This is a genomic window from Pectobacterium parmentieri (assembly GCF_001742145.1).
Lineage (GTDB): Bacteria > Pseudomonadota > Gammaproteobacteria > Enterobacterales > Enterobacteriaceae > Pectobacterium > Pectobacterium parmentieri.
The window spans coordinates 4,990,952-5,017,238 of sequence record NZ_CP015749.1 but is presented as its reverse complement, the minus strand read 5'-3'; the positions used below and the strand labels follow the sequence as shown (position 1 = coordinate 5,017,238).

The window sequence follows — 26,287 nt, the reverse complement described above, 5'->3', positions numbered from 1 at the left end:
GACGGGTCTACGGTTTAGAACGACGTCTTCACGCTGACAAAGAAAGCCCGTCCCGGTTCGTTATAGGTTGCCGCACCTGCGCCGTAGGACGTTATGCTGGTTACACCCGCAGAGTTGGTCGCAGTCAGCGACTGAGCATTCCCTGCCCGATATTGGCGCTTGTCGAACAAATTTTCCACCCCACCAGTGATACTCAGGTTTTTATTCACCTCGTAAGTTGAACTCAAACCAAAGATCGCATAAGGACTAACCTCATGGGTATCGTAAGCCGCAGTCAACGGTATAGATCCCACTGCTTTACCTTGATAGTTATATTTCTTCGGCTTCTGGCGCCCGTACCAGGTCATGTTCGCCAAAACGGATAGCTCGTCTGTTGCCTGCCAGCTCACGGAAGAATTGAGCGTAAACTCCGGTGTGATTGATAGGTAATCACCCGTTGTTTTGTTTTCGGAACGCAGCATCCATGTAATATTATTGTTCCAGCTTATTGTCTCGGTGACCGGAATAGCCAACGACCCTTCCAGCCCCTCTACCAACGCTTTAGGCACATTTTCCCACTGATAGACATTCGCATTGCGATAATCTTTATTACTTCCTCCTACCGCGTTGCCGATTTTGTGGATACCCGACTCAATTTTATTACGGTAATCATTGCGGAAATAAGTAACCCCCGCCTGGTACCCATCTCGCTTGAACTCAATACCAATCTCTTTGTTGACACTGGTTTCCGCATCAAGATTGTTATTCCCCATCAGATAGCAGGCGCCTGCACCATAACAACCATTGCCACGGCTATACAGCAGATAGTTGGGGTTAAGTTGATAGAGGTTCGGCGCTTTGTAAGCACGAGCAATCCCCATCTTCAGGGTAAAATCGTCTCCCAACTGCTGCGACAAGTTCAGCGATGGACTCCAGTTGGTACCAACGATATTATGATGATCTAGGCGCAGTGCTGGTGTCAGCATAGTGCTATCAGTTAATTCGATATTATCTTCTGCAAAAACAGAAGCGATACGAGCAGAAATATTCTCGCTACGATGAGTATCAGCAATGGAGCCGACACTACCAGCTTCAGTGGTAGGTTGTGTATTTGAAGACGGATCGTGCATCTTTTGTTCCACCCACTCCATGCCAATGGTGGCGGTTTGACTAAACCATGCCTCAAATGGAACATTGACTTCGCTGTGTGCCGTATAAGCATCCAGTTTAATGGTCGACTGATAGTTTCCTGTTGGACGACCTGCAGGGCCCCCCGCTAAAGGCTCGAAAATTCGTGCATTACGAGTAGCTTCATATTGCAGATAAGACAGCGTACTTATGCCACTATCCCAATAGCCGCGGTGAGTTATCGCATACTTCTGCCGATACATACGGTTGGTTTCCTGACCGTAAAGAGCCTGGGTATCCGCTTTACCATTGTTATTCTCAGTATCGCCCGCATAGATGTTGCCCTGACGGCTAAAACCAGTTTCAAACTCCAACGTTTGTTTCGGCATAAATGTCCAACGCAGCAATGCATTGATATCTTTGTTACGAACGCCTTCACGGCCAGCCGGTACCGCCGTTGATAACGGAGTTATCTGATGCCCATCGTTGATATTCCAAGCATCTGCCTGTGTTTTATTATAATTACCATATAAGCGAAGGCTAAGCGTGTCGGTTAGACCTCCCATTAAGTTAAAATTGGTACGTTTAGTGGCACCATCAGCCTTATCTTCAGGGAAACTCATGTAGCTATTCCATGCACCGTGCCATTCTTGCGTCGGCTGTTTGGTGATGATGTTAACCACACCGCCCGCAGCACCGTTACCATAGCGCGCGGCAGCCGGGCCACGCAGCACTTCAATGCGCTCCACCATGTCCGCAGGCACCCAGTTGGTGTCACCACGGGTGTCACGCTCGCCGCGCCAGCCGTAACGCACAGCCGCACGGCTCGAAACAGGTTTGCCATCCACCAAAATCAGCGTGTTTTCTGGCCCCATGCCGCGGATATCGATCTGGCGGTTATTGCCACGTGAGCCACTGGTTGAGTTACCGGACAGATTAACGCCCGGCATGGTACGAATCAGTTCTGACAGATCGTTAGCAGGTGGACGTTTGCTGATATCCTCAGCCGTAATCACCGATACACCGGGAGCCTGACGGATTTGCTCTGCAGCCGTGACTACCATCGTATCGCCCGACGTTTTACTTTCGGTCTGATTCTGCACCAGAGGGGCAGATTCTGTTGAAGGAACGGTCGAGGCTTGCGCCGCATTCAAAAACGACGTCATCCCGCAGCTAACGCCAATGAGCGTCGCCAAATAATGGCGCGATTGTGGTAGTTTCATCAAAATCATCCTGCCCTGTAAGATATGAAATCGTGCAATGTGACCTCCTCAACGAAAAATGCTATTGAGAAGTATTTGCATTACCATTTTGGCGCGGTCATTGTTACATTTGTCATTCAGGACGGGGTTTGCTCTAGCAGCAAAATGTTTTGCCAAAGCATCAAAATGGAAGGCGCAGGTCGAAGGGTTTAATCAGGTAGGTAATCACGTGCGCAGCTTCACTCAGTCATCAAAGCCGATCTATAAAGATCACATCGTTCAGCAATCGAGTCTGGTCGCGAATCATTACCGTTTTATCGGCCCTCGGCTGATCGATAACACAGCCGTGTTATTCGGTTCGTTCACCGTCGTGCAGCTCAATCCGCATCTGATCCTGCATACCGCTGATGTGATTAATCGTCACAACATGAAAACCCAAAACCTGCTGGATGGCGCGATCAAGCTCGCCATCGTAGTGAGCGGCAATGCGCATATTTCATTTGCCCATCAGGAACTGCATCTGGGAGAGAGCCAGCCAGCCTCGCTGATTTCGCTGACGGAACCGACGATGTTTACCCGCATCGGCAAGCGTGATGAATATGAGAGAACCATTACTCTGACGTTCGACAGAGAATGGCTGTACGGCAATATGATGGACACCGTCGGTGACTGGCAGGCCATCCACGATTTCACCCAAACCCACCTTGCGACACACTTGTGGACACCGTCCCGGCAGGCGCAGGCAATAGCCTTACAAACGCTGGATGCTGAGCCTTGCCAAACGCCGCTCCAGCGCCTTTACCTGGAAATGCAGTGCATGAGCTTGATTATCGAAGCGTTTACCTCACTGACTGCCAGCTTGGCGCAGGAGAAAAGCAGCGGTGTTACCTTACGCGGCTACCATCGTATTCAACAGATTCGAGATATGCTGGAAAGCGGCAGCGCCGACCACCTTTCGATGAGTGAAATAGCCAAAAGCGTCAACATGAGTGAAAGTACGCTACAGCGCCATTTTCGTCAGGCGTTCAATATGAGCGTTTTTGAATACCTGCGTAACTGTCGTTTGCAGCGCGCCATGCTAGCTTTGCAGAAAGACGGTATCGGTATTGCGCAGGCCGCCAGCATCGCCGGCTACAATAGCCCTGCCAATTTTGCCACCGCGCTGCGCCGTGCGTTTGGCATTACACCTGGCCAGCTAAAAGACCGTTTCTGATTCCCCCCATTAATAACTAAATGGAATTTATTATTCCGTTTAGTTATTAATCACTATTCAAAAACGCGCAGTAAATTAGTGTTTTCTACCAAGATACCTGACCGCTCATGACCAATCAGACTGATATCACCGCAACGCTTGCCCACTACATTATCCATAGCGAGCCGAACCAAGACGCGATTAATGCCGCCCGTGAAGGGGTAACTGACTTCATCTCCACCGCACTTCCGATCGCACAAGGCGCACTTGTCGATAGTGGCCTCGCGCCGTTAAAGCAGGTATTCAGCGGCACGGATAGTCTGACGCGTAGCCTGATTTTGGGTTATACCGGCCACGTACTGGACTTTGACGATTATCACCCTGCATTTCGCGGCCACCCCAGCACCGTCATTCTGCCTGCGCTGTTTTCCCTTGCAGCAGAAGACGCATCCGTTACGGAAGACGCATTTTTGACAGCCTATGCGATCGGCGTAGAAGCCGCTGGCAGAATCGGGCTGGCATGCGGCCCGCGTCATTACAGCCTCGGTTACCACAACACGGCCACGCTCGGGGCTATCGCCGCCGCTGCTGCGGCTGCACGTCTGGTTGATGCATCGGTAGCACAGACACAAATTATTCTTGGCCTTGCGGCTACCCAAGCCGCCGGGTTGCGGGCACAGTTTGGTTCAGCGGTCAAACCGCTACACGCCGGACTTGCCGCCAGAGCAGGATTGACGGCCGTTAAACTGGGGTTAGCGGGCTTCGAAGGCAACACGCAACGGGTGGTTGAAGCATTTCTTACCGCGCATGGCGATCAAAAACAACAGCCGGAACTGCTGGTGGAAAACTGGGGAGCGCCATGGCGTATTCTTTCTCCCGGTTTAGAATTCAAACGCTACCCGACCTGTGGCGGAACCCACAGCGCCGCTGAAGCCGCGTTTGCGTTACGGGAGCTGTGGCATAAGCAGAACGGCGCGAACGCCAATTTGGCCGACGCCATCGAACGTATCACCGTGACCTTCCCACCGGGTGGCGATGTTGCTCCCTTTATCCGTAACGCGACAAACGGCGTAGAGGCACGGTTCAGTCTGGAATATGTCATTGCGGCTGCGCTGATTGAAGGGGAGCTAAAGCTGGCGCACTTTTCGGAAGCCCCGGTTGAAACAGCGATCGCAGCGCTGGCGAAGCGCGTCATACGCTCCGCCGATGAAACCGCCCCACCTGATGAGCTTGATCCGGAAGCGCGTTTTCACGAAGTTACGCTGCATTTGCGTGACGGCAGCGCGCTAATCCAGCGCACCACGCGTCAGGAAACCTCAGCACGTCCCACCGATCTGCGGGCCAAATTGCAGCAAACTATCGGCTCTCTGGCGCATCTCGACAGTAACCAGATCGCCGATCGTTGTGCATTACGGCAAGCAGGCGATCTACGCTATTTGCTTGGGCTGTTATTTTAACAATGCTAGTTTTAACAAAACACCGACTTTAACGGGATGCTCGTTGCTGTCGATAACTACCATTATCGGCAGCGCTATTATCGACAACAACCATACCGTCAGATCGACTCACTCTGCCTGATGGGAAATCAACTTCCCTTTTTCATCAAATACCGTCACGCCAGGAACCCTGGAATAACGATCATCCCCCTCTGATTTATAACGGGTCGCCAGTATATGGGGAGAACGGTATTCAAACTTAAAATAGCCATCAGCAGGATTAGCAATAATCAGATTGCCAGCGCCGTCGATAAGACCTTCTTTGACTTTGAAATAACGATTATCAAGGTTAGAGCCGAAAAGTGGCGCACGCTCATACTTAGACAGGTTTTTTCCCTCTTGCTCAGGAATCATGGGGAAATGTGTCATATCAAGCTGCCGTAACACATGCAGAAACATTAACCGTTCCAGCGGCGTTCCTGAGTCCTTCGGCACCAAAAATTGCAATATGAGCCCATTTCCAACATGCACGTCATATTCATAGCCGACAAATGCGCTATCACCATATATAAAGACGTCATCCACCTGTTTACCTTCAGGCACAATTTCCTTAGTTTCAGCCATAAGCTCAGGAATTGACTGGGGAGAGACCTGAAAATAAATGTCATACGTAAAGACTTCTGACGGGAACCTTATCCGTATACGTTTCATTCCCCGATCGATAAAACGTTCGGGCTTTTCCAGATTCTTATTTATGTCTTTCCATATTTGCTGATGCATTTCTGCGATATTAAATGTATCAGCGATCTTTACACCATACTTCGCTTCCAACGCCTGCGGAGATAATGCCAGATCGTACATCGACAGCGCTTTTTCGCCACGATAGCGTTCATCCATCGTACGCAGTACGGCAAATGCCTTGGCTAGCGATTCGGTATCTTCAGCATTCGCTAACCCGATAAAGTAGCGCTGCTTAGCCTCATCATATTGAAAATAGACCGCTTCCAATGTGCCTTGTTGATTATCGTATGCCGCGCCATTTTCCGACTGGAACAACACGCCCTTTTGCCCTTCCAGCCACGATACGAGATTAAAATCCTCTTTTGCCGCACTCACGGTAAACAGGTCAAAGTCAGTTTTATTCTGCTTATCCCGATAGGAATAGATCTGCGTGTCTTTATTTTCCCGATCGATAAGCAGACGTCCCATTCTGCGCACATAAGTCCCGTGCTCCCACAAACTCAGCTTGTCGGACATAGCAAACGGCAGCTTAATCGTAAAGTCGTCTTCAGGATAAAAAGGGATACCGGGGAAATCGTCCATCGGTGCACGGTTAAATGTTTCTTTCTCTTCAAGAAGCCACGCCTGATAGGCTTTTCTGAGATCGTCAAAACGCTGCTGGATTTTGAGTAAATCGGGGGACTGCGTTTCCGCCTTTTTCAAGACCATGGTGATTTCACAGTAATAAAATGCACAGGCAGCACTTTTATCCGATACGAACTGAACCGTGTTTTTCCCGGTAATTTTTAGCGTATGCCACGAACCATTTACCTGTACTCGGTTCTCTTTTATGTCCTCAGTATGTTCGCCATCCACACTGTAGTAGCTCACCTGCGTTGGTGTCAGATTAAAATAGATGTCGTTTTTAATGTGTTTAAGACCTTGCGTAATATGTTCCTGAAGCTCATCTCTGTTTTTATTCGCTTCAGGACTTTTACTGTTATCAAACACAACGCGAACATCCTCAACCAGATATTTCCCCTCGCTAAGTGTTTCTTCGCCATTACAACCCGACAGCCATAGCACCGTCATGATAATGCCCAGATATTTCTTCATCACCTCATCCCTGTAAAATTAAAAAGCCCCTGAATGCTACAGCACGCAGAGGCGAATAATGCATCAGTAATCTGATGTTACCAAAAAACCTATTATAATTCAGTCACTGCCGGCTAGGGTTTTAGCCATTGATCCAGAAAGCTAAAAACTTCTTCCTGCTGTTCCTGATAGAAAACGTGTCCCAGTTCAGGCCAGATCTTGGTTTGCAGCTTGTTGTCCGCCCGTTGGGATTGCCACACCTCATGCATTTTGGCGTAAGCATCCTCAACCGATTTCGTCGGGAACAGTTTGTCTTTGCCGCCGTTAAACAACAGCATCGGTTTTGGCGCAGCGACACTCGCCACATCGGGGAAATCAAAGCGTGTCGGTTGCCCTGGATGCAGCATATAGAATGCCGACTGGCCTCTGAGCACATTATTGCCCGGCGTCATCAGGCCGTCGTATGTGCCAATCCAGGACACCGCTGCCGTTGCCGCCACTTTATCGGACAGCGCGGCGAGCTGCCAGGCACGATAGGCACCCATCGAGAACCCCACGACGCCAATACGCTGTTTATCAACCAGCTCAAGCGAAGCCAGAAAATCCGTCGCCCGCATATCTTCGTAAGCCATCAGACCGGCAAGCGAGCGCCCGAGATTAAAGAAATTACTCGCCAGCGCCTGCTGCTGCTCATATTTGATCGGCCCGCGCGATCCCCAACCTAGCGCATCTACGGCCAGTACCACATAGCCCCGCTTCGCCAGTTCATCTCCCACAAAGCGACCGGTGAAGAACTTATCGGCCCACGCCTGTGCAGAAGCGAGCTGTTCGTCATTGCCCCACGGCTTAATCATCTTCTCTTTGCCGATATCAAACTTGGCACCGTGGTCATGCAGCAAGATCACCGCCGGGTGTGGCCCCGCGCTTTTTGGCGTCAGGAGCAGTGCATCCACACGGCTTTCATCGGTAAGATTGAAGGCAACTTTCTCTGCCGTGTAGCTGCCGCGATCCTGTTTTTCAATCACCTGCGGCACAAAGTCTTTAGTCGAGTCTGGCGTCAGAAGCAGCGAACGCAGCGTTTTTCTCGCCTGGGATTGCCACTGGCTAAAATCCGTAAAGTTTCCCGATAGCCAGGAATCCGAGTAGGTCATCTGCTGCTTAAGCTGCGGATAAAATGAAGGCAGCCCTTCATCCGTCACCGCCTGCCCCGCCGCTATTTGAGAGTGAGGGATCATATCGTTCGCCATCAGTGAAGGGCTGGCTAGCAACGCAGCCAGTAACCAGACGGAGGAGCGTAAGGTATTCAGATTCATCATAACCTCAAAAACAAAACATCGTTTCTTTTTTGAGGTTTGATTGTAATTGACGCAGCTAAAAATAAACGGATGGAAGGCGCATTCTGCGAAGCCGCAGGCAAAAAATCCGGCACCTTTACGGTGCCAGATTATGATTAATTGTAACAGTAGGAGCAAAACGACATCAGGCTACTGATTCATCTCGTTTGCGTTCAGCCACCAACACCACACCTTTTCGCGATTCATTCGGTGCAAGGCTCCAGATATCGCCTTCGGGAATACTGCAACCATCATATCGGATTCGTTCTCCGTCATACGGCCAGAAAGCCCGCTGTTCTGAGTCGAATACAAATACCTGAATACCCACCTCTTTACGCGCCATACGTGCCCACAGCGCTTTCCCACCGGGGAATTGAACGTTATCACTCACCAGCACGATGCCGTCATTAATGAGCGCCTTATACATGGCGCTGGCGACATTGGCGTTTCGTTCACGTTTAGTGACGATCACACCTTCAACCTGAGCAAGGTTGTCATCTACCAGTTGCTGGTTTTCGTAATAACCAATGACAGCCAAAATAGTCTCGGTTTCGTCGTTGCTGTGACGAGATTTCAAGTCAATCTTTGCGACGACAACATGCCGTAAATCCCCGTTAACATCATCAGGCTCTCCATATATGGCAACGGCATGATGTCGCTCATTATGGATATAAATATCCACCGCGCGACCATTCACACTCGTTTCGCCAATTTTCCGATATTCCCGCGCCATAGTGGCGGGGCTATATGACATTGGAAGAATCGCCATATCAAAACTCCCGCTATCGTTGAGTACTGGTGACATTGTAAGCATAGCCTGTTGCTCGTCGTTGGGGACTATAATACCAAACATCATGCACATTTTAGTCAATTTACGCCGTGGCGCTCCCCATAAACATTACGGTCAGGCGAAACGGGGAAATAGGTTAGTTCATCGCGGACTCACGTGAGCAAAAAATCCGGCACCTTACCGCCGTGTCGCAGGGAAACCGTGTTGTCTGGCAGGCCACACCACAACGAGCGCAATCAATAACAGCACCAACAGTACCGGAGAGAATGCGGCAACGCCGAGACGCTCCAACAGAACACCACCGATAATACCGCCCCCGGCGATAGCCATGTTCCAGACCGTGACCAACATAGACTGTGCCACATCGGCTCCCTCTCCAGCCGTTCTGACAACAGCCGTTTGGAACAATGTCGCCGCGCCGCCGAAGGCAAGTCCCCAGATGGCCACTGCCGTATAGACCACCGCCTGTACATCACCTGCCACGCCAAGCGCCAGTGCTGACAGGCAGAACAATGCCGAGCAGGCAAGCGTCAAAGCTCGTAAATGGCGGTCAATCAACACGCCGATGATCCCGATGCCGAACAGTGATGTGATGCCGAATACCAATAGCACCAGGCTAGTCTGTGTAACCATACCTGCCACCGCGAGAAACGGTGCAATATAGGTATAGAGAATGTTATGCGCCAGCACGAAGGCCAACACCACACACAGCACCGGACGCACACCTGCCACAATGAACACCGTCCCCAGAGACTGCCGCTTGCCTGCCGGCTGTCCGGCAAAATCAGGCACCTGTACGCGCACCCACAACATGAGTATGACGGCCAAACCGCTCATCATACCGAAGCACATTCGCCAACCGATTAGATTGCCAAGAAAGGTGCCCGCGGGCACGCCGAGCGACAGTGCTAATGGCGTGCCTACCATCGCTATCGCAATAGCCCGCCCCTTCTGATGCTCAGGCACCATACGCGCCGCATAGCCTGCCAGTAACGCCCATAGCAACCCGGCAGAAACGCCGGCCAAAAAACGCGCCGTCATCGTCAGCAGATAGCTGCCGGAAAACGCCGTAACCGTATTGGCGACAACAAAACCTGCGATAGCTGCCAGCAGCAACTGGCGACGACGCACACCTTGCGTCGCGGCGGTCAGCGGGATCGCGGCCACCAGAGAACCTATAGCATAGATAGTGACGGTTTGCCCGACCCAGGCTTCAGACACCGCCAGACCTTGCGCCATTTGTGGCAACAACCCCGCAGGCAGCGCTTCGGTCAGGATAGTGATGAAGGCCGCGGTGGCTAACGCCAGCAATGAGGCAATGGGTAAGCTATCACGACGTGTATCCGTCATTGAGGCGGTCATTGTACTGTCTCCAACGCGCCATACACCGCATCACGCAGATCGGTGACGAAGCGCCCCGACATCCCCTCGTACATCGTGTTGGTGAAAGCCACCACGCTCAAACCTTGTGTTCGATCAACAAACCATGAATGACCGTAAGCACCGCCCCAGCGCCAGGTGCCTGATGATTCCGGTGATTCGGCTAACTGCGGATCGCGTAGAACCGAGAAACCGAGGCCGAAGCCGCAGCCCGGTGCATTTGGCAATGCCAGACCCGGTATCTGATCGCGTCCCATCTCCTCGATCAGCACATCAGGCAGCGGTACACCCTCCCCTTTACGCAAAGCTTCCAGCAGGCGCAACAGATCCCACGCACTTCCCGCCATGCCAGCACCACCTGACGGAAAAGCCTGTGTATCAAAGATACGAGCGGGGCTGTACGCAATACCAATCGCCCCTTCAAAAGGAGAAACGACTTCACCTTCAGTCAGGCGATGCGGCTGCGGGGTGTCGTTCACATAAGCGGTAGTCAGGCGCAGAGGATCACGAACCACAAAGCCCGTATCCCACATGCCCAACGGTTCGGTTACCAGTTGATGGACCGCCTCATCCAGTGATGTACCGTAAATGCGTTCAATCAAAGCGCCCAGCACGTCTGTTGCCAACGAATAGCCCCAGGCTGTTCCCGGCACGTATTGCAGTGGAACGCTGGCGATGCGACGCAGGTTCTCATCCAGACTGATACCGGAGGCATCCATACCGTCTGAAATCCCCGCTCGCGCGTAGGAGCCATCCGCATGATCCTCGAAAAAACGATAGCCTAACCCTGCGGTGTGGCTGAGCAGTTGTCGCACGGTAATGCGTGCTGGACAACCATCGGGCAGTCGGGGCTGGAACGTTGGTATCCAGCGAGTAATATCCTCATCCAGATCGAGCCGACCTTGCGCCACAAGCGCCAGCGCTGCCACGGAGACGATGGGCTTGCTTACCGAAGCCAACCGGAAAATGGCGTCCAGCGCCATCGGGCGAGCACGCTCCCGGTCAGCCCATCCGGCAGCCTGCTGATAAATCAATTCGCCGTTGCGCGCTACCAGCACGACGGAACCAACCAAACGCTGCTCGTCCAATGCCTGTTGGACGACGGACTGAATTCGGGCAGAGCAATGCGCTGGCGGCACATCGGTACACAGGGGAAATACGGGAGTTATCACGACATGTTCCTTTCATCAATGAGCGTTCCCGTTACGATAGAAAATCGGCAATTAAAGAAAAAGTAGGCTACAGTTCCTCGATATACGGAACAAACTATCCGCAATAGTGAGAGTGAATATGGACAGCCTGAATGGCTTTGTGGTGTTTGTGCAGGTAGCCGAAACGCGTAGTTTCGTTGCTGCGGGTCGATTACTGGGCGTGTCAGCATCTGCGGTAGGTAAAAGTGTCGCACGGCTCGAAGAAAAACTCGGAGTGAGGCTGTTTCATCGCAGTACACGCAGCATCACACTGACGGCTGAAGGCTCACTGTTTCTGGCGCGTAGCCGACGTATCCTGGCCGAAATCGAGGCGGCAGAGTTGGAACTGTCGCAAACCAATGCCGTACCGCGCGGACGCCTGCGGGTAAGCCTGCCATTGGTTAGCTCACTGGTGCTCCCCGTACTCGGCGAGTTCATGCGCGAGTACCCCGAAATCGAATTGGATCTGGACTTCACCGATCGAATGGTCGATGTCATTGAAGAAGGGTTCGATGCCGTGGTGCGGACAGGCAACCCCGTTGACTCACGGCTCACTGCTCGCAGACTGGGCACCTTCGGTTTTCTGCTGGTGGCATCGCCAGACTACCTTGCTCGGCGCGGAACGCCCAAGACACCTGCCGACCTGATGCAGCACGCCTGTCTGCACTATCGCTTTCCTAATAGCGGCAAGCTGGAACCGTGGGCGCTGCGGCTTGCTCCCAACGGACCAGAGTTGCCATTGCCCACATCGATGATCTGCAACAACATTGAAACGCGCGTCTGTTTTGCACTACAAGGGCTGGGCATTGCCTACCTGCCGGATTTCTCTATCCGCGAACTGCTGGCCAAGGGGTTGCTACAGCCGATCCTGAACGACTATGTGGAACGCAGTGGCGTCCTACATGTATTGTGGCCCGCGAGCAAACACCCGTCGCCAAAAGTGCGAGCACTGGTGGATTTCCTCTGTGCGCGGGTGTTTCCCTCATCTAACGGGTAAAAAAAATCCGGCACCTTTACGGTGCCGGATTGAATTCACGCTATGCGAACCTGAGAGAACTTACTTCTTCTTCGCTTTCGGGTTCGGCAGGTCAGTGATGCTACCTTCAAAGATTTCAGCAGCCAGACCAACAGACTCATGCAGCGTTGGGTGCGCATGGATAGTCAGTGCGATATCTTCTGCATCACAACCCATTTCGATCGCCAGACCGATTTCGCCTAACAGTTCACCACCGTTAGTCCCGACAATCGCACCACCAATAACACGGTGAGTTTCTTTGTCGAAAATCAGTTTGGTCATACCGTCAGCACAGTCAGACGCGATGGCACGGCCAGATGCCGCCCATGGGAAGGTCGCGGTTTCGTAGCTGATGCCTTTCTCTTTCGCTTCTTTCTCGGTCAGACCAACCCACGCCACTTCCGGTTCGGTATAGGCGATAGAAGGAATCACTTTCGGATCGAAGTAGTGTTTCTTACCAGAGATCACTTCAGCAGCAACGTGGCCTTCATGCACACCTTTGTGCGCCAGCATTGGCTGACCGACGATGTCACCGATAGCGTAGATGTGCGGCACGTTAGTGCGCATTTGCTTATCCACGTGGATAAAGCCGCGATCGTCAACTTCCACGCCCGCTTTGCCTGCATCCAGATTTTTACCGTTCGGTACACGACCAATAGCAACCAGAACTGCATCGTAGCGCTGTGGCTCGGCTGGCGCTTTTTTGCCTTCCATCGTCACATAGATGCCGTCTTCTTTGGCTTCTACAGCCGTCACTTTGGTTTCCAGCATCAGATTGAATTGCTTGCTGATACGTTTGGTGAAGACTTTGACAACGTCTTTGTCAGCCGCTGGAATCACCTGATCGAACATTTCAACAACGTCAATCTGTGAACCCAGAGCATGGTAAACGGTACCCATTTCCAGACCGATGATACCGCCGCCCATCACCAACAGACGTCCTGGGACGTTTTTCAGCTCCAGCGCATCGGTAGAATCCCATACACGCGGATCATTATGAGGAATGAAAGGCAGTTGGATCGGACGTGAACCCGCAGCAATAATCGCGTTATCGAAGCTGATCGTCGTTTTGCCGTTTTCACCGTCAACTTCCAGTGTGTTAGCACCGGTAAATTTACCGAGACCGTTAACCACTTTAACTTTACGGCCTTTTGCCATACCCGCCAGACCACTGGTCAGTTGGGTGATAACTTTTTCTTTCCACAGACGGATTTTATCAATGTCGGTTTTAGGTTCACCGAACACGATACCGTGTTCCGCCAGTGCTTTAGCTTCTTCAATGACTTTAGCAACGTGCAACAGAGCTTTGGAAGGAATACAACCGACATTCAGACACACCCCACCCAGCGTGGAGTAGCGCTCTACCAGTACGGTTTCCAGACCCAAATCCGCCGCGCGGAATGCAGCAGAGTAACCCGCGGGGCCGGCACCAAGTACCACTACCTGAGCTTTAATTTCAGTACTCATCATGACCTCTTAATTGATTTCCGGCGGGTCTGTGACGTCACACCCGTCGTCTTTCAAGTGGCAGGTGCGTTAGCATCGTGTCTTCACTCCAGTCACTTACTTGAGTAAGCTCCCGGAGATTCAGCCCCTTGCCGCCTTCCTGCCACCCGAAATCCATAGGGTGTATTTTTAATAACGCCCTCTTCCACCGGGACGTGTCTTTGCCGCTGTAGTTTACAAAATCGTTAACAATTTTGAAACAACAAGCGACTAACGATTTGTCCTTGATCACTGACAGCTATAACAAATAACAGCTTATCAGAAAAAAGCCGGCCGTCAGGCCGGCTTTTCGATTACATCACCAGACGGCGGATGTCAGACAACGTGTTGTTAATGATGGTAATGAAGCGAGCCCCATCAGCACCGTCAATGACACGGTGGTCGAAGGACAGAGACATCGGCATCATCAGACGCGGCGTGAACTCTTTACCATTCCAGACCGGTTCCATCGCAGACTTAGACACGCCAAGAATAGCGACTTCAGGCGCGTTAACGATCGGCGCAAAGTGCGTAGTCCCGATACCGCCCAGGCTGGAGATAGTGAAGCATCCACCCTGCATTTCGCCTGCGGTCAGCTTACCGTCACGGGCTTTCTTGGAGATCGCCATCAGTTCGCGAGACAGTTCGACGATGCCTTTCTTGTTCACGTCTTTGAACACAGGAACCACCAGACCATTCGGCGTATCAACCGCAACACCGATGTTGATGTATTTCTTCAGCGTCAGACGTTGAGCATCTTCAGACAGTGAACTGTTGAAACGTGGCATTTGCTCAAGGGCAGCAGCAACGGCTTTCATGATGAAGACAACTGGGGTGATCTTCACGTCCAGTCTACGCTTCTCAGCTTCCACGTTCTGCTGTTTGCGGAACGCTTCCAGTTCAGTGATGTCGGTTTTATCGAAGTGCGTAACGTGCGGGATCATCACCCAGTTACGGCTCAGGTTAGCACCAGAAATTTTCTGGATACGACCCAATTCGACTTCTTCAATTTCACCAAACTTGCTGAAATCGACTTTCGGCCATGGCAGCATGCCTGGCAGACCGCCGCCAGCGGCAGCTACTGGTGCAGACTCAGCGCGTTTCACGGCATCTTTCACATAAGCCTGAACGTCTTCGCGCAGGATACGGCCTTTACGACCAGAACCCTTCACTTTCGCCAGATTTACGCCGAATTCACGTGCCAGACGACGGATAACCGGCGTCGCGTGAACGTAAGCGTCATTCTCTGCGAAATCGCTCTTGCCTTCAGCCTTCGCTGCCGGTGCGGCAGGTTTTGCCGCCGGAGCTGGTGCAGCAACCGCTTCTTGCTTGGCAGCCGGAGCCGCAGCAGGCGCAGCACCTTCTACTTCGAAGACCATAATCAGTGAACCGGTTTTAACTTTGTCACCGGTGCTGATTTTGATTTCTTTAACCGTACCTGCGAACGGCGCAGGGACTTCCATCGAAGCCTTGTCGCCTTCAACGGTGATCAGTGATTGCTCAGCCGCGATTTTATCGCCAACTTTAACCATCACTTCCGTCACTTCAACTTCGTCGCCGCCGATATCCGGTACGTTGACTTCTTTCGCCGCAGAGGCTGCTGGAGCAGGTGCCGATTCAGCTTTCGCTGCAGAGGCTGCAGGCGCACTGCCAGCCACTTCGAAGACCATGATCAAAGAACCAGTGGAGACTTTGTCGCCAGTGCTGATTTTGATCTCTTTAACCGTACCCGCGAAAGGTGCCGGAACTTCCATAGAAGCCTTGTCGCCTTCTACAGTGATCAGAGATTGTTCAGCAGCAACGGTGTCGCCCACTTTAACCAGCACTTCGGTCACTTCGACTTCGTCACCGCCGATATCCGGCACGTTGACTTCTTTCGCTGCGGAGGCCACTGGTGCAGCAGCCGGAGCGGCTTCTTTCTTCTCTTCTGCCTTGGCAGGTGCAGCGTCAACTGCACCGTCGGCGGAATCGAAAATCATGATCAGTTTGCCAGTTTCAACTTTGTCACCAACAGAGACTTTAATCTCTTTAATGACACCAGCCTGCGGAGAAGGGACTTCCATAGAAGCCTTATCACCTTCAACCGTGATCAGCGACTGTTCAGCTTCAACTTTGTCGCCCACCTTCACCAGCACTTCGGTGACTTCAACTTCATCTGCACCGATGTCCGGTACGTTGATTTCGATAGCCATGTAATCTTTACCTCTTATGCCAGACGCGGGTTAACTTTATCTGCATCGATGTTGAATTTAGTGATGGCATCAGCAACCACTTTCTTATCGATTTCACCGCGTTTAGCCAGTTCACCCAGAGCCGCAACCACGACGTAAGACGCATCCACTTCGAAGTGGTGGCGCAGGTTTTCACGGCTGTCAGAACGACCGAAACCGTCAGTACCCAGTACGCGGTAATCGCTAGCCGGGATGAAGTTACGGATTTGCTCAGCAAACAGCTTCATGTAGTCAGTAGATGCAACCGCTGGCGCATCGCTCAGTACTTGAGCCACGTAAGGTACACGCGGCGCTTCGGTTGGATGCAGCATATTCCAACGCTCACAATCCTGGCCTTCGCGTGCCAGTTCAGTGAAGGAGGTTACGCTGAATACGTCAGAACCAATGCCGTAGTCTTTCGCCAGAATCTGAGCCGCTTCACGCACGTGACGCAGGATAGAACCAGAACCCAGCAACTGAACTTTACCTTTGTTACCATCAACCGTTTCCAGCTTATAGATACCCTTACGGATACCTTCTTCCGCACCCTGCGGCATCGCAGGCATGTGGTAGTTTTCGTTCAGCGTGGTGATGTAGTAGTAAATGTTTTCTTGCGCTTCGCCGTACATACGGTTCAGACCGTCATGCATGATGACAGCCACTTCATAAGCGTAGGACGGATCGTAAGAAATACAGTTCGGGATAGTCAGAGACTGAATATGGCTATGGCCATCTTCGTGTTGCAGACCTTCACCGTTCAGCGTAGTACGACCAGAAGTACCACCGACCAGGAAGCCACGCGCCTGTTGGTCACCCGCTGCCCAGCACAGATCGCCGATACGCTGGAAACCGAACATGGAGTAGTAGATGTAGAACGGGATCATCGGCAGATCGTTGGTGCTGTAAGACGTTGCCGCCGCCAGCCAGGAAGAACCTGCGCCCAGTTCGTTGATCCCTTCTTGCAGGATCTGGCCTTTTTCGTCTTCTTTGTAGTAAGCAACCTGCTCACGGTCCTGCGGGGTGTACTGCTGGCCATTCGGGCTGTAAATACCGATCTGACGGAACAGACCTTCCATACCGAAAGTACGCGCTTCGTCGGCAATGATCGGAACCAGACGATCTTTGATAGACGGGTTCTTCAGCATCACGTTCAGAGCACGAACGAAAGCGATTGTGGTGGAGATTTCTTTATTCTGCTCTTCCAGCAGCGTGCGGAAATCTTCCAGCGTTGGCAGTTCCAGCTTTTCGCTGAATTTAGGCTGACGGGTTGGCAGGTAGCCTTCCAGTGCCTGACGACGCTCATGCAGGTATTTGTACTCTGCGGAATCTTTATCAAAGGTGATGTACGGCAGTTTCTCGATATTTTCATCGCTAACTGGCACGTTGAAACGATCGCGGAAGTAACGCACGCCGTCCATGTTAATTTTCTTAACCTGGTGAGCGATGTTTTTACCTTCAGCCGCGTCGCCCATACCATAACCTTTAATGGTATGCGCCAGGATAACGGTTGGTTTGCCCTTGGTTTCCTGTGCTTTTTTCAGTGCAGCGTAGACTTTCTTCGGATCGTGACCACCACGGTTCAGTGCCCAAATTTGATCGTCGGTCCAGTCTTTAACCAGTGCAGCCGTCTCCGGATATTTACCGAAGAAGTGCTCACGCACATAGGCACCGTTTTTGGATTTGAACGTCTGGTAGTCACCGTCAACGGTTTCGTTCATCAGTTGGATCAGTTTACCGCTGGTATCTTTACGCAGCAGTTCGTCCCAACGTCCGCCCCAGATAACCTTGATAACATCCCAGCCAGCACCACTGAAAATACCTTCCAGTTCGTTAATGATCTTGCCATTACCGGTTACTGGGCCATCCAGACGTTGCAGGTTACAGTTGATAACGAAGACCAGGTTGTCCAGTTTTTCACGGGTCGCGATGGTGATCGCACCTTTGGATTCTGGTTCGTCCATTTCACCGTCGCCCAGGAAGGCATAAACGGTTTGCTTAGAGGTATCTTTCAGGCCACGGTGTTCCAGATATTTCAGGAACTTAGCTTGGTAGATCGAGCCAATCGGGCCCAGCCCCATAGAAACAGTCGGGAACTGCCAGAATTCCGGCATCAATTTAGGATGCGGATAAGAAGACAGACCGTTACCGTGAACTTCCTGGCGGAAGTTGTTCATCTGATCTTCAGTCAGACGGCCTTCAAGGAAGGCACGAGCGTAAACGCCCGGAGAAATATGGCCCTGGAAGTACACCAGGTCGCCGCCGTCCTGCGCATTGCGAGCACGGAAGAAGTGGTTGAAACACACTTCGTAGAATGTGGCGGAAGACTGGAAAGAAGCCATGTGGCCGCCCAGATCCAGATCTTTTTTCGAGGCACGCGACACTGTCATTATTGCGTTCCAGCGAATCGCTGAGCGAATACGGCTTTCCAGATCCAGGTCACCTGGGTATTCCGGTTCGTCTTCCACAGCGATGGTGTTGACGTATTGACGCGCAGCCAGACCAGCAGCAACACTGACGCCGCCTTTACGTGCTTCACTCAGGACCTGATCTATCAGGAACTGAGCGCGCTCAACACCCTCTTCACGGATGACCGATTCGATCGCCTGCAGCCAGTCGCGGGTTTCGATCGGATCCACGTCATTATTTAAACGATCTGACATGGTTATTCCTTATCTTCTCTAATAAGTTAGTTTGTTGGAGCCTGTCTTCCTGCATTCTGGTTTAGGTTTTACCCTAAGCAAAATGCACGAAGACAGGCTCATCGTCGTCATTGTCGCATTCAGAACACCAAAAATACGGGTGCTCAGTCCTTGCGTTGCTGGAGCCGACGCAGCGATCTTTCGCGCCGACTATGTTCCCGGTTAAGATCCAGCAATACTTCCTCAATAAACGCCAGATGGCGGTGTGATGCTTCGCGCGCCTTCTCCGGCTCACGGGCAACAATCGCCTCAAAAATGCTGGCGCGATGAATGCTCACCTGAGCCAGCACTTCACGGCTCAAATAAAGCAATTCAAAATTCTGCCTCACGTTCTGTTCGAGCATCGGCCCCATACAGCGCACCAAATGCAACAAAACCACATTATGCGTGGCTTCTGTTACAGCAACCTGATATTGCATAACGGCTTCTGACTCGGCGTCCAGATCGCCCGCTTCCTTCGCCTTCTCAACCACGGCATGGCAGTCCCGGATACGTTGCAAATCCGACTCTGTGCCACGCAACGCAGCATAGTAGGCAGCAATGCCTTCCAGCGCATGACGCGTTTCCAGAAGATCGAATTGTGATTCGGGATGTGTGCTCAGTAATTCTGCCAGCGGATCGCTGACACTTTGCCATAGATTGGCTTGAACGAAGGTACCACCACCCTGACGGCGCAAAAGTAAACCTTTGGCTTCCAGGCGTTGAATGGCTTCTCTCAGAGAAGGGCGGGAAACATCGAACTGTTTTGCCAGTTCACGCTCCGGTGGGAGCTTCTCGCCGGGGCGCAAGGTTCCCTCAAGGATCAGAAACTCCAACTGCTGTTCTATCACATCTGACAGTTTGGGCTGACGGATCTTGCTGTATGCCATGGTGAATTCTTCTCTGCGAATGGCGCGGAGTCAATTGGTAATACCAATTTCAAAAACGTGACGCTAAAGTAACAAAGTATTCACCTTCTGTCCATAAGGACCTTGAGCTAAATCACCAATCCCACCAGATTTTAACAAATGCACGAGAAACATGCGGCAAAGTGATAGCCCGCCTGTGGTATTACCATTAATCCCCCCTGTCTATATTTTAACTTTTTTGAAACGTAAAGCAGGCAGTGCTGAACCGTTTAAATGCACAAATAGTGAATTTTTATTCAAAAAATAAGATTTTTTATTCTTACAAAGATAGCGTGATTACCAGTAGTCCCCTATCGGGGTAAACACTATTTTTACAGCGGGGATAAAGAGGTAATAAAAGGGAGTAATCCCAAAGAGGTATCGCCCACCGATTTCCCATCACCAGGGGTTCAATCAAAGAGAGATAAAAATTTTGATGTGGCGATAGCTTTTAATTATCAGGCTATAAGAAATCAGTGCAATCTTGCGCACTTACCACTATTCTTTGGCAAACGGTAGTGGTTTTCTTGTTTTAAGAAAAACCATTCCGTAAAAATAAAATTACACAAACGTACAGTAAATAATACGAGGCGTATTTTTTACTTGCACTGGCAGAGGGTTAAATTTGATGGATAATCAACAAGCGGACGGCACGCTAAAGCGTGGTTTGAAAAACCGTCATATTCAGTTGATTGCCTTGGGTGGCGCGGTAGGTACTGGCCTCTTTCTTGGTATTGCGCAAACAATCAAAATGGCAGGGCCATCGGTCCTGTTAGGCTATGCGATTGGCGGGCTGATCGCGTTTCTCATTATGCGCCAGTTGGGCGAGATGGTGGTTGAAGAGCCGGTAGCCGGATCGTTCAGCCACTTTGCTTATAAATACTGGGGTGATTTCGCTGGGTTTGCGTCTGGATGGAATTATTGGGTGCTGTATGTTCTGGTCGCCATGGCTGAGCTCAGCGCTGTGGGGATTTACGTCCAGTACTGGTGGCCAGACATTCCGACCTGGGTGTCCGCCGCCGTCTTCTTCCTGCTGATTAACGCCATCAATCTGGCAAACGTCAAAGTCTACGGTGAGATGGAGTTCTGGTTTGCCATCATCAAAGTCGCCGCGATTATTGGTATGATCGTCTTCGGCGGCTGGCTGTTGATCAGCGGTACAGGCGGGCCGGAAGCCACCGTGACCAACCTGTGGGCGCAAGGCGGATTCTTCCCGAATGGCGGGCTCGGTCTGGTCATGGCGATGGCTGTTATCATGTTTTCATTTGGTGGTCTGGAGCTGGTCGGGATTACCGCAGCAGAAGCAGATGACCCAGAGAAAAGCATTCCGCGCGCAACCAATCAGGTGATCTACCGCATCCTGATTTTCTATATCGGTTCACTCGCGATCCTGCTGTCACTGTATCCGTGGGGTAAAGTGGTAGAAGGCGGTAGCCCGTTCGTCATGATCTTCCATGAACTGAATAGCAATGTCGTGGCTACGGTGCTGAACATCGTGGTACTGACAGCAGCACTGTCGGTTTACAACAGTTGTGTTTATTGCAACAGCCGCATGCTGTTCGGGCTAGCGAAACAGGGGAACGGGCCGAAAGCATTGGCAACCGTCGATAGTCGCGGCGTACCCGTTGTCGCAATCGGTATCTCCGCACTGGCGACAGCACTCTGTGTGCTGATCAACTACCTTATTCCTGGTAAAGCATTTGAGCTATTAATGGCGCTGGTCGTATCGGCTCTCGTGATTAACTGGGCGATGATCAGTCTGGCGCACCTGAAGTTCCGGGCACAGAAAGATAAAGAAGGTACGGTGACCAAGTTTAAAGCACTGCTTTATCCGCTGGGTAACTACCTCTGTCTGCTGTTCCTGGCGGGTATACTGGTGATTATGTTCCTGACTCCAAGCATTCAGATTTCCGTCATGCTGATCCCGGTTTGGCTGGTTATTCTGGGCGTTGGTTACTTTATCAAAAAGAAAAACCAGATGAAGTAAGCCTCAGCATTCACCGTATTCTTTTTGATTCAATGGCCGACTTTGTCGGCCATTATTTTTCCTACCAACGCACCACAAACATCAGACCAGTGCACCGTATATCGTCAGGAGTGCCACCACAACCACCAGCACCAGAGTCACTTTCTTCGCCAGCGTCACGGCGGCCTTGGGTGTTTCTACAGGTTCGCTGTGGGATTCACGCGCCAGAGAAAATTGAGCCAACTGAGTTAACACCCAGTATTGCGAGCTACGGGAATCCCCCAGCGAGGCGAACCAGGCAGGTAACGCTTTTTCACCATGCCCCAGCAGAGCGTAAGCAGCACCAGCCAAACGGGCGGGAACCCAGTCAAGCCAATGCAACAAACGATCGACACCGGACTGTGCACGTTCCAGCGGCGTATTATGCCGGGCAAGCCAGGTTTGTCTGGCGCGCAAAAATGCATACCCCACGAGTGCAACCGGCCCGTATGGCCCTGCGGCAACGAACCAAAATAGCGGAGCCAGATAAAACCGGAAATTTATCCATAGCAATGCATTTTGCAGCTCTTTTAACTGCTCGCTTTCACCTGCACCCACGGGTAAACCGTGAATCAACGCCAGTTCCGCCGCCATTTCCCGGCTGGCATCCGCCTCGCCGCGTTGTGCTGCCTGCAAATATCGCCGATAGTGCTGACGAATCTCGCCCGCACCAATACACATCAGGCTGATGACAATCCACAGCAAAAGAGAAATCAGGCCAAACAGAATGCCGCTCGTTAGCCACAGCAGTCCCGCCACGACGCCCATGCTGCATAGCGTCAGGAACAGTGTTTGAAATAAAGAAGGAGAGGGAACGTGTCGGAACACAACGTCAAGCCGATGATCGATCTGCCAATGTTCCCCCTGTTTGAACAACCGTTCCCATGCCAGCGTAAGCAACAGTGTAAACAACGTCATTGATCGAGACTCCCTTTGTTTTCTGTCCAGTTTTCTTGTAGCAGGCGACGATAGCAGTCCCAGTCAAATGCCGGTCCGGGATCGGTTTTACGGCCCGGAGCGATGTCGCTATGTCCGGTAATTCTCGACAGTGTAATAGGATAGGCCCACATTAATAGGCGTGTAACCGCGACCAACGAGTGATACTGGGCCATGGTAAAAGGCAGCGTATCCGTCCCTTCCAGCTCGATGCCAATAGAGAAATCATTACAGCGTTCACGGCCTTCAAACACCGAAACGCCGGCATGCCAGGCGCGCTGGTCGAAAGACACATACTGTGTGGTTTGCCCATCGCGACGAATCAGGCAATGTGCCGCTACACGCAAATGGGAAATATCGGCGAAATAGGGATGCGCAGTGGGGTCCAACGTAGCCGTAAACAGTTGATCAATATACGGGCCACCAAACTCACCAGGCGGCAGACTGATATTGTGAATCACCAGCAAGGAAGGCACCTCAGCATTTGGGCGACCATCATAATGCGGTGAAGGCGTGTGGGTAATGTCGGATAACCAGCCATTCTCCAAAAGCATTGGCGATAACCTCGCATCGTATCGTTAGCCGGCTGAATCAGGCGAAAACTCAATTAGAGCCAAAAGTCCTCGGCTCCAAGATACCATGTTTCACGTCATCCTATCTATCCAACTGGATATCAATAGGTTTTACCGTTCGTTTTGTGATGTTTTAGCCATTTTTCTGCCTTTTTCGACTTTCACATCCTTTTTAGCAAGATAAAATCTCAACATCGTTATGTGATTAAAGTCACATTAAGAATGTAATAACACAATAAAAGGCAATCGTTTTCGTGCATTGCATCTATTTTTACTTAAAATGCATGACAAAATTATCTTCTGATTTTTTTAGATATTACCAAAACTTATTTTGCAGTCTTACGCATGGCGTAAATAACGTCTAACACTACGGTACTTAACATGAAAAAAACTTTCGCCGCAGGCGCTTTACTCGCACTGTCATGCTCAATGCCTGCTCTTGCCGACAGCAATAAAGCCGAATACCTGTCTGACTGGTGGCATCAAAGCGTTAACGTCGTCGGCAGTGCCCACACGCGTTTCGGACCGCAACTGAACAGCACGACCTATCTAGAATATGAAGCATTTGCGCGTAAAGACTGGTTCGATTTCTACGGCTACGCCGATGCACCTAAGTTTTTCGGTGGCGATCCCGATAGCCGCGGTATTTGGGATAAAGGCTCCCCACTGTTTGTCGAGATCGAACCACGCTTCTCGATTGATAAACTGACAGGAACCGATCTGAGTTTTGGCCCGTTTAAAGAATGGTACATCGCCAATAACGTTATTTACGATCAGGGTCGTAACAGCGGTTCACGCCAGAGCACCTGGTACATGGGGCTAGGTACCGATATTGATACCGGCACCGATCTGTCGCTCTCACTGAACGGTTATGCCAAATACCAATGGCAGAACTACGGCGCAGCGAACGAAAATGAGTGGGACGGCTACCGCGTAAAAGTGAAATATTCCTACCCGCTTGGCTCTCTGATGGGCGGTAACGTCTCGTATATCAGCTTTACCAATTTCGATTTCGGTTCAGAGCTGCGTGATAAATCGAATTCAAGCCGTACTAACAACTCCATTGCTTCCAGCCATATTCTGGCACTGGGTTACGACCACTGGCACTACTCTTTCGTCGCACGTTATTTCCACAACGGCGGCCAATGGGCTGATGGCGCCGAGCTCAATTTCGGCAAAGGTCCGTTTGAAGTGAAATCTACCGGTTGGGGCTACTACCTGGTCGTCGGTTACAACTTCTAAAATCGCGCTCCCTTTCCGGCGGATATTCATACCCGCCGGAAAAACGATAACATTAACACCTTGAATTATAATAAATATTCATTCTGGATGTCCTGATATAAACAAGGTAGCATAGACCCCGAATCCCCCTTCGGAGTTTTGTCATGTCAACGCGTCGCTACAGCCAAGAACAACGCCAACAAGCCTTGCTCGCTCGTATTGCACAAGATATCCCCGCCAGTGTGCAACTGGCACTGCGTGAAGATTTAGGCGGCATCGTCGATGCTAATCAAGACATTACCGCTCTGCTGTTGCCCGACAACGAGACCGTCAGCGCGCGCATTATCACGCGTGAAGCGGGTATATTCTGCGGTACGCGCTGGCTTGAGGAAGTCTTTTCTCAATTGGGCAACACAACAACGATCGTTTGGCACGTCGCCGATGGCGAAATCGTCACCCCCAATCAAACGCTGTGTGACATAACAGGGCCAGCCAAACAACTTCTGACCGGTGAACGCACCGCGCTAAATTTCCTGCAAACGCTATCCGGCGTCGCAACCGAAGTCAGCCGCTATGTTGCCATCTTGCAGGGAACACGCACTCGACTGCTGGATACCCGCAAGACGCTGCCAGGTCTGCGAACGGCGCTGAAATATGCCGTATCATGCGGTGGCGGAGACAACCACCGTCTTGGTCTATCCGATGCCTTCCTGATTAAGGAAAACCATATCATCGCCGCTGGCTCAATCAAAAATGCGGTAGAAAAAGCGCAAGCTTTGCGCAACGATGTTCCGGTAGAAGTTGAAGTCGAATCACTGAATGAGTTACAGCAGGCGCTAGAGGCTGGCGCAGACATCATTATGCTGGATAATTTTAGTCTGGATAATATTCGAGAAGCGGTCGGCTTAACACAAGGCCGCGCACTGCTGGAAATATCCGGCAATGTCACACTCGACACGCTACGTGGCTATGCGGAAACTGGTGTGGACTATATCTCAGTGGGTGCATTAACCAAGCACGTACAGGCGCTGGATTTATCCATGCGCTTTATCTAATCGCTTCCTCTATTTCTATCGACGAGGTGCCATTTCGCGCCTCGTTCGCATCTCTAGATCTCATCCCCTCACACAATCGTCACGACGCAGACTGCCGATCCCGTACAGATGCTTTATCCCGGCAGCATAAAAATTGCGTCTCTGCTCGCAAAAAATCTTCAACGATCTGCAAATCGCTAAAAACATGTCGTAGCGCTTTCCTGTTTTGATTTTCCCTGCTCGCCAGCCCTCGTTCCCTTTTCTATGCTGCCAGCCATTCGTATGGATTTATGCACCACTAAATTTATGCTCAACAACAGGGAAATCAACATGATAAAACAACAAGGATTCACACTGATTGAGCTAATGATCGTCATTGCGATCATAGCTATCCTCAGCGCCATTGGCGTCCCCGCCTATCAAGGCTATCTGCAAAAAGCGGCGCTGACGGACATGCTGCAAACGATGGTGTCGTATAAAACACCAGTCGATCTCTGCGGTCTGGAAAATGCCGCGTTTACGGCCTGTAATGCCGGTAATCAGGGGATTCCTGTCAGTAAACCTTCACGCTATGTCAGCACCGTTAGCGTCGCGCAAGGGGTAATTACGCTCACTGGGCAATCTACTCTGCAAGGGCTACGCGTTATTCTGACGCCAACGTGGGATACCGACACCGGCGCTTCACGCTGGACGAAAAATTGTGCCACGGATAACGGCACAGAGAGCCTGCAATCTGCCTGTCAGGACGTTTTCCGTTTCGATAACACGGCGGGTTAA

Annotated in this window: 19 protein-coding genes; 7 read left to right on the top strand and 12 right to left on the bottom strand. The window is 51.3% G+C overall.

The features are described from left to right. Positions 1-14: 14 nt before the first annotated feature. Positions 15-2,330, bottom strand: a complete 2,316-nt coding sequence (locus A8F97_RS22795) for a TonB-dependent siderophore receptor (RefSeq protein ID WP_033072141.1) — start codon at positions 2,328-2,330, stop codon at positions 15-17. Positions 2,331-2,538: 208 nt separating this feature from the next. Here A8F97_RS22795 and A8F97_RS22790 point away from each other — a divergent pair, with 208 nt between their 5' ends. Further along, a complete protein-coding gene (locus tag A8F97_RS22790) occupies positions 2,539-3,522 on the top strand; it encodes a helix-turn-helix transcriptional regulator (RefSeq protein ID WP_033072280.1) in 984 nt (327 codons plus the stop codon). 107 nt (positions 3,523-3,629) lie between these two features. Next, a complete protein-coding gene (locus tag A8F97_RS22785; protein ID WP_014701395.1) occupies positions 3,630-4,958 on the top strand; it encodes an MmgE/PrpD family protein in 1,329 nt (442 codons plus the stop codon). A gap of 108 nt (positions 4,959-5,066) precedes the next feature. Here the strand turns inward: A8F97_RS22785 and A8F97_RS22780 are convergent, their stop codons facing one another. From A8F97_RS22780 to A8F97_RS22760, 5 genes are all read right to left on the bottom strand, one after another. Next, positions 5,067-6,773, bottom strand: coding sequence for a hypothetical protein (locus tag A8F97_RS22780; RefSeq protein WP_033072142.1), 1,707 nt, complete (start codon positions 6,771-6,773; stop codon positions 5,067-5,069). A gap of 113 nt (positions 6,774-6,886) precedes the next feature. Continuing rightward, the gene (locus A8F97_RS22775) at positions 6,887-8,065 is read right to left on the bottom strand and encodes a dienelactone hydrolase family protein (protein ID WP_033072281.1); all 1,179 of its coding nucleotides are present in this window, start codon (positions 8,063-8,065) and stop codon (positions 6,887-6,889) included. 166 nt (positions 8,066-8,231) lie between these two features. After that, positions 8,232-8,855: a hypothetical protein gene (locus A8F97_RS22770; RefSeq protein WP_015731223.1), complete on the bottom strand. Its 624-nt coding sequence runs from the start codon at positions 8,853-8,855 to the stop codon at positions 8,232-8,234. Between the two features lie 198 nt (positions 8,856-9,053). Continuing rightward, positions 9,054-10,238, bottom strand: coding sequence for an MFS transporter (locus A8F97_RS22765; protein ID WP_198340230.1), 1,185 nt, complete (start codon positions 10,236-10,238; stop codon positions 9,054-9,056). Then, the gene (locus A8F97_RS22760; RefSeq protein WP_033072143.1) at positions 10,235-11,428 is read right to left on the bottom strand and encodes a serine hydrolase domain-containing protein; all 1,194 of its coding nucleotides are present in this window, start codon (positions 11,426-11,428) and stop codon (positions 10,235-10,237) included. Before A8F97_RS22760 ends, A8F97_RS22765 begins: the two co-directional genes overlap by 4 nt. 118 nt (positions 11,429-11,546) lie before the next feature. Here A8F97_RS22760 and A8F97_RS22755 point away from each other — a divergent pair, with 118 nt between their 5' ends. After that, a complete protein-coding gene (locus A8F97_RS22755; protein WP_033072144.1) occupies positions 11,547-12,443 on the top strand; it encodes a LysR family transcriptional regulator in 897 nt (298 codons plus the stop codon). Positions 12,444-12,503: 60 nt separating this feature from the next. On the opposite strand, the gene lpdA is transcribed toward A8F97_RS22755, so the two are convergent. From lpdA to pdhR, 4 genes are all read right to left on the bottom strand, one after another. Further along, entirely contained in the window at positions 12,504-13,928 is a 1,425-nt protein-coding gene (gene lpdA, locus A8F97_RS22750) for a dihydrolipoyl dehydrogenase (RefSeq protein WP_014701401.1), read from the bottom strand. Positions 13,929-14,260: 332 nt separating this feature from the next. Further along, a complete protein-coding gene (gene aceF / locus A8F97_RS22745) occupies positions 14,261-16,138 on the bottom strand; it encodes a pyruvate dehydrogenase complex dihydrolipoyllysine-residue acetyltransferase (RefSeq protein WP_033072145.1) in 1,878 nt (625 codons plus the stop codon). 14 nt (positions 16,139-16,152) lie between these two features. After that, positions 16,153-18,816 (bottom strand): pyruvate dehydrogenase (acetyl-transferring), homodimeric type, encoded by a 2,664-nt coding sequence (gene aceE / locus A8F97_RS22740; RefSeq protein WP_014701403.1) that lies wholly within the window; start codon positions 18,814-18,816, stop codon positions 16,153-16,155. A 143-nt stretch (positions 18,817-18,959) separates the two neighbouring features. Next, positions 18,960-19,724, bottom strand: coding sequence for a pyruvate dehydrogenase complex transcriptional repressor PdhR (gene pdhR / locus A8F97_RS22735; protein WP_005975168.1), 765 nt, complete (start codon positions 19,722-19,724; stop codon positions 18,960-18,962). 646 nt (positions 19,725-20,370) lie between these two features. On the opposite strand from pdhR, the gene A8F97_RS22730 reads away from it, so the two are divergent. Continuing rightward, positions 20,371-21,729, top strand: coding sequence for an amino acid permease (locus A8F97_RS22730; RefSeq protein ID WP_014701404.1), 1,359 nt, complete (start codon positions 20,371-20,373; stop codon positions 21,727-21,729). Between the two features lie 81 nt (positions 21,730-21,810). Here A8F97_RS22730 and ampE read toward each other — a convergent pair whose 3' ends face one another. Beyond that, positions 21,811-22,665, bottom strand: a complete 855-nt coding sequence (gene ampE / locus A8F97_RS22725) for a beta-lactamase regulator AmpE (protein ID WP_014701405.1) — start codon at positions 22,663-22,665, stop codon at positions 21,811-21,813. Further along, entirely contained in the window at positions 22,662-23,237 is a 576-nt protein-coding gene (gene ampD / locus A8F97_RS22720; protein ID WP_025919411.1) for a 1,6-anhydro-N-acetylmuramyl-L-alanine amidase AmpD, read from the bottom strand. Before ampD ends, ampE begins: the two co-directional genes overlap by 4 nt. Positions 23,238-23,636: 399 nt before the next feature. Here ampD and A8F97_RS22715 point away from each other — a divergent pair, with 399 nt between their 5' ends. The 3 genes from A8F97_RS22715 to ppdD all read left to right on the top strand — a co-directional run bounded on the left by A8F97_RS22715 (position 23,637) and on the right by ppdD (position 26,287). Further along, a complete protein-coding gene (locus A8F97_RS22715) occupies positions 23,637-24,497 on the top strand; it encodes a nucleoside-specific channel-forming protein Tsx (RefSeq protein WP_014701407.1) in 861 nt (286 codons plus the stop codon). A 143-nt stretch (positions 24,498-24,640) separates the two neighbouring features. Further along, positions 24,641-25,531 carry a carboxylating nicotinate-nucleotide diphosphorylase gene (gene nadC / locus A8F97_RS22710; RefSeq protein WP_033072146.1) on the top strand — a complete coding sequence of 297 codons (891 nt, stop codon included), beginning with the start codon at positions 24,641-24,643 and terminating at the stop codon, positions 25,529-25,531. A 309-nt stretch (positions 25,532-25,840) separates the two neighbouring features. Continuing rightward, positions 25,841-26,287 carry a prepilin peptidase-dependent pilin gene (gene ppdD, locus A8F97_RS22705; protein ID WP_033072147.1) on the top strand — a complete coding sequence of 149 codons (447 nt, stop codon included), beginning with the start codon at positions 25,841-25,843 and terminating at the stop codon, positions 26,285-26,287.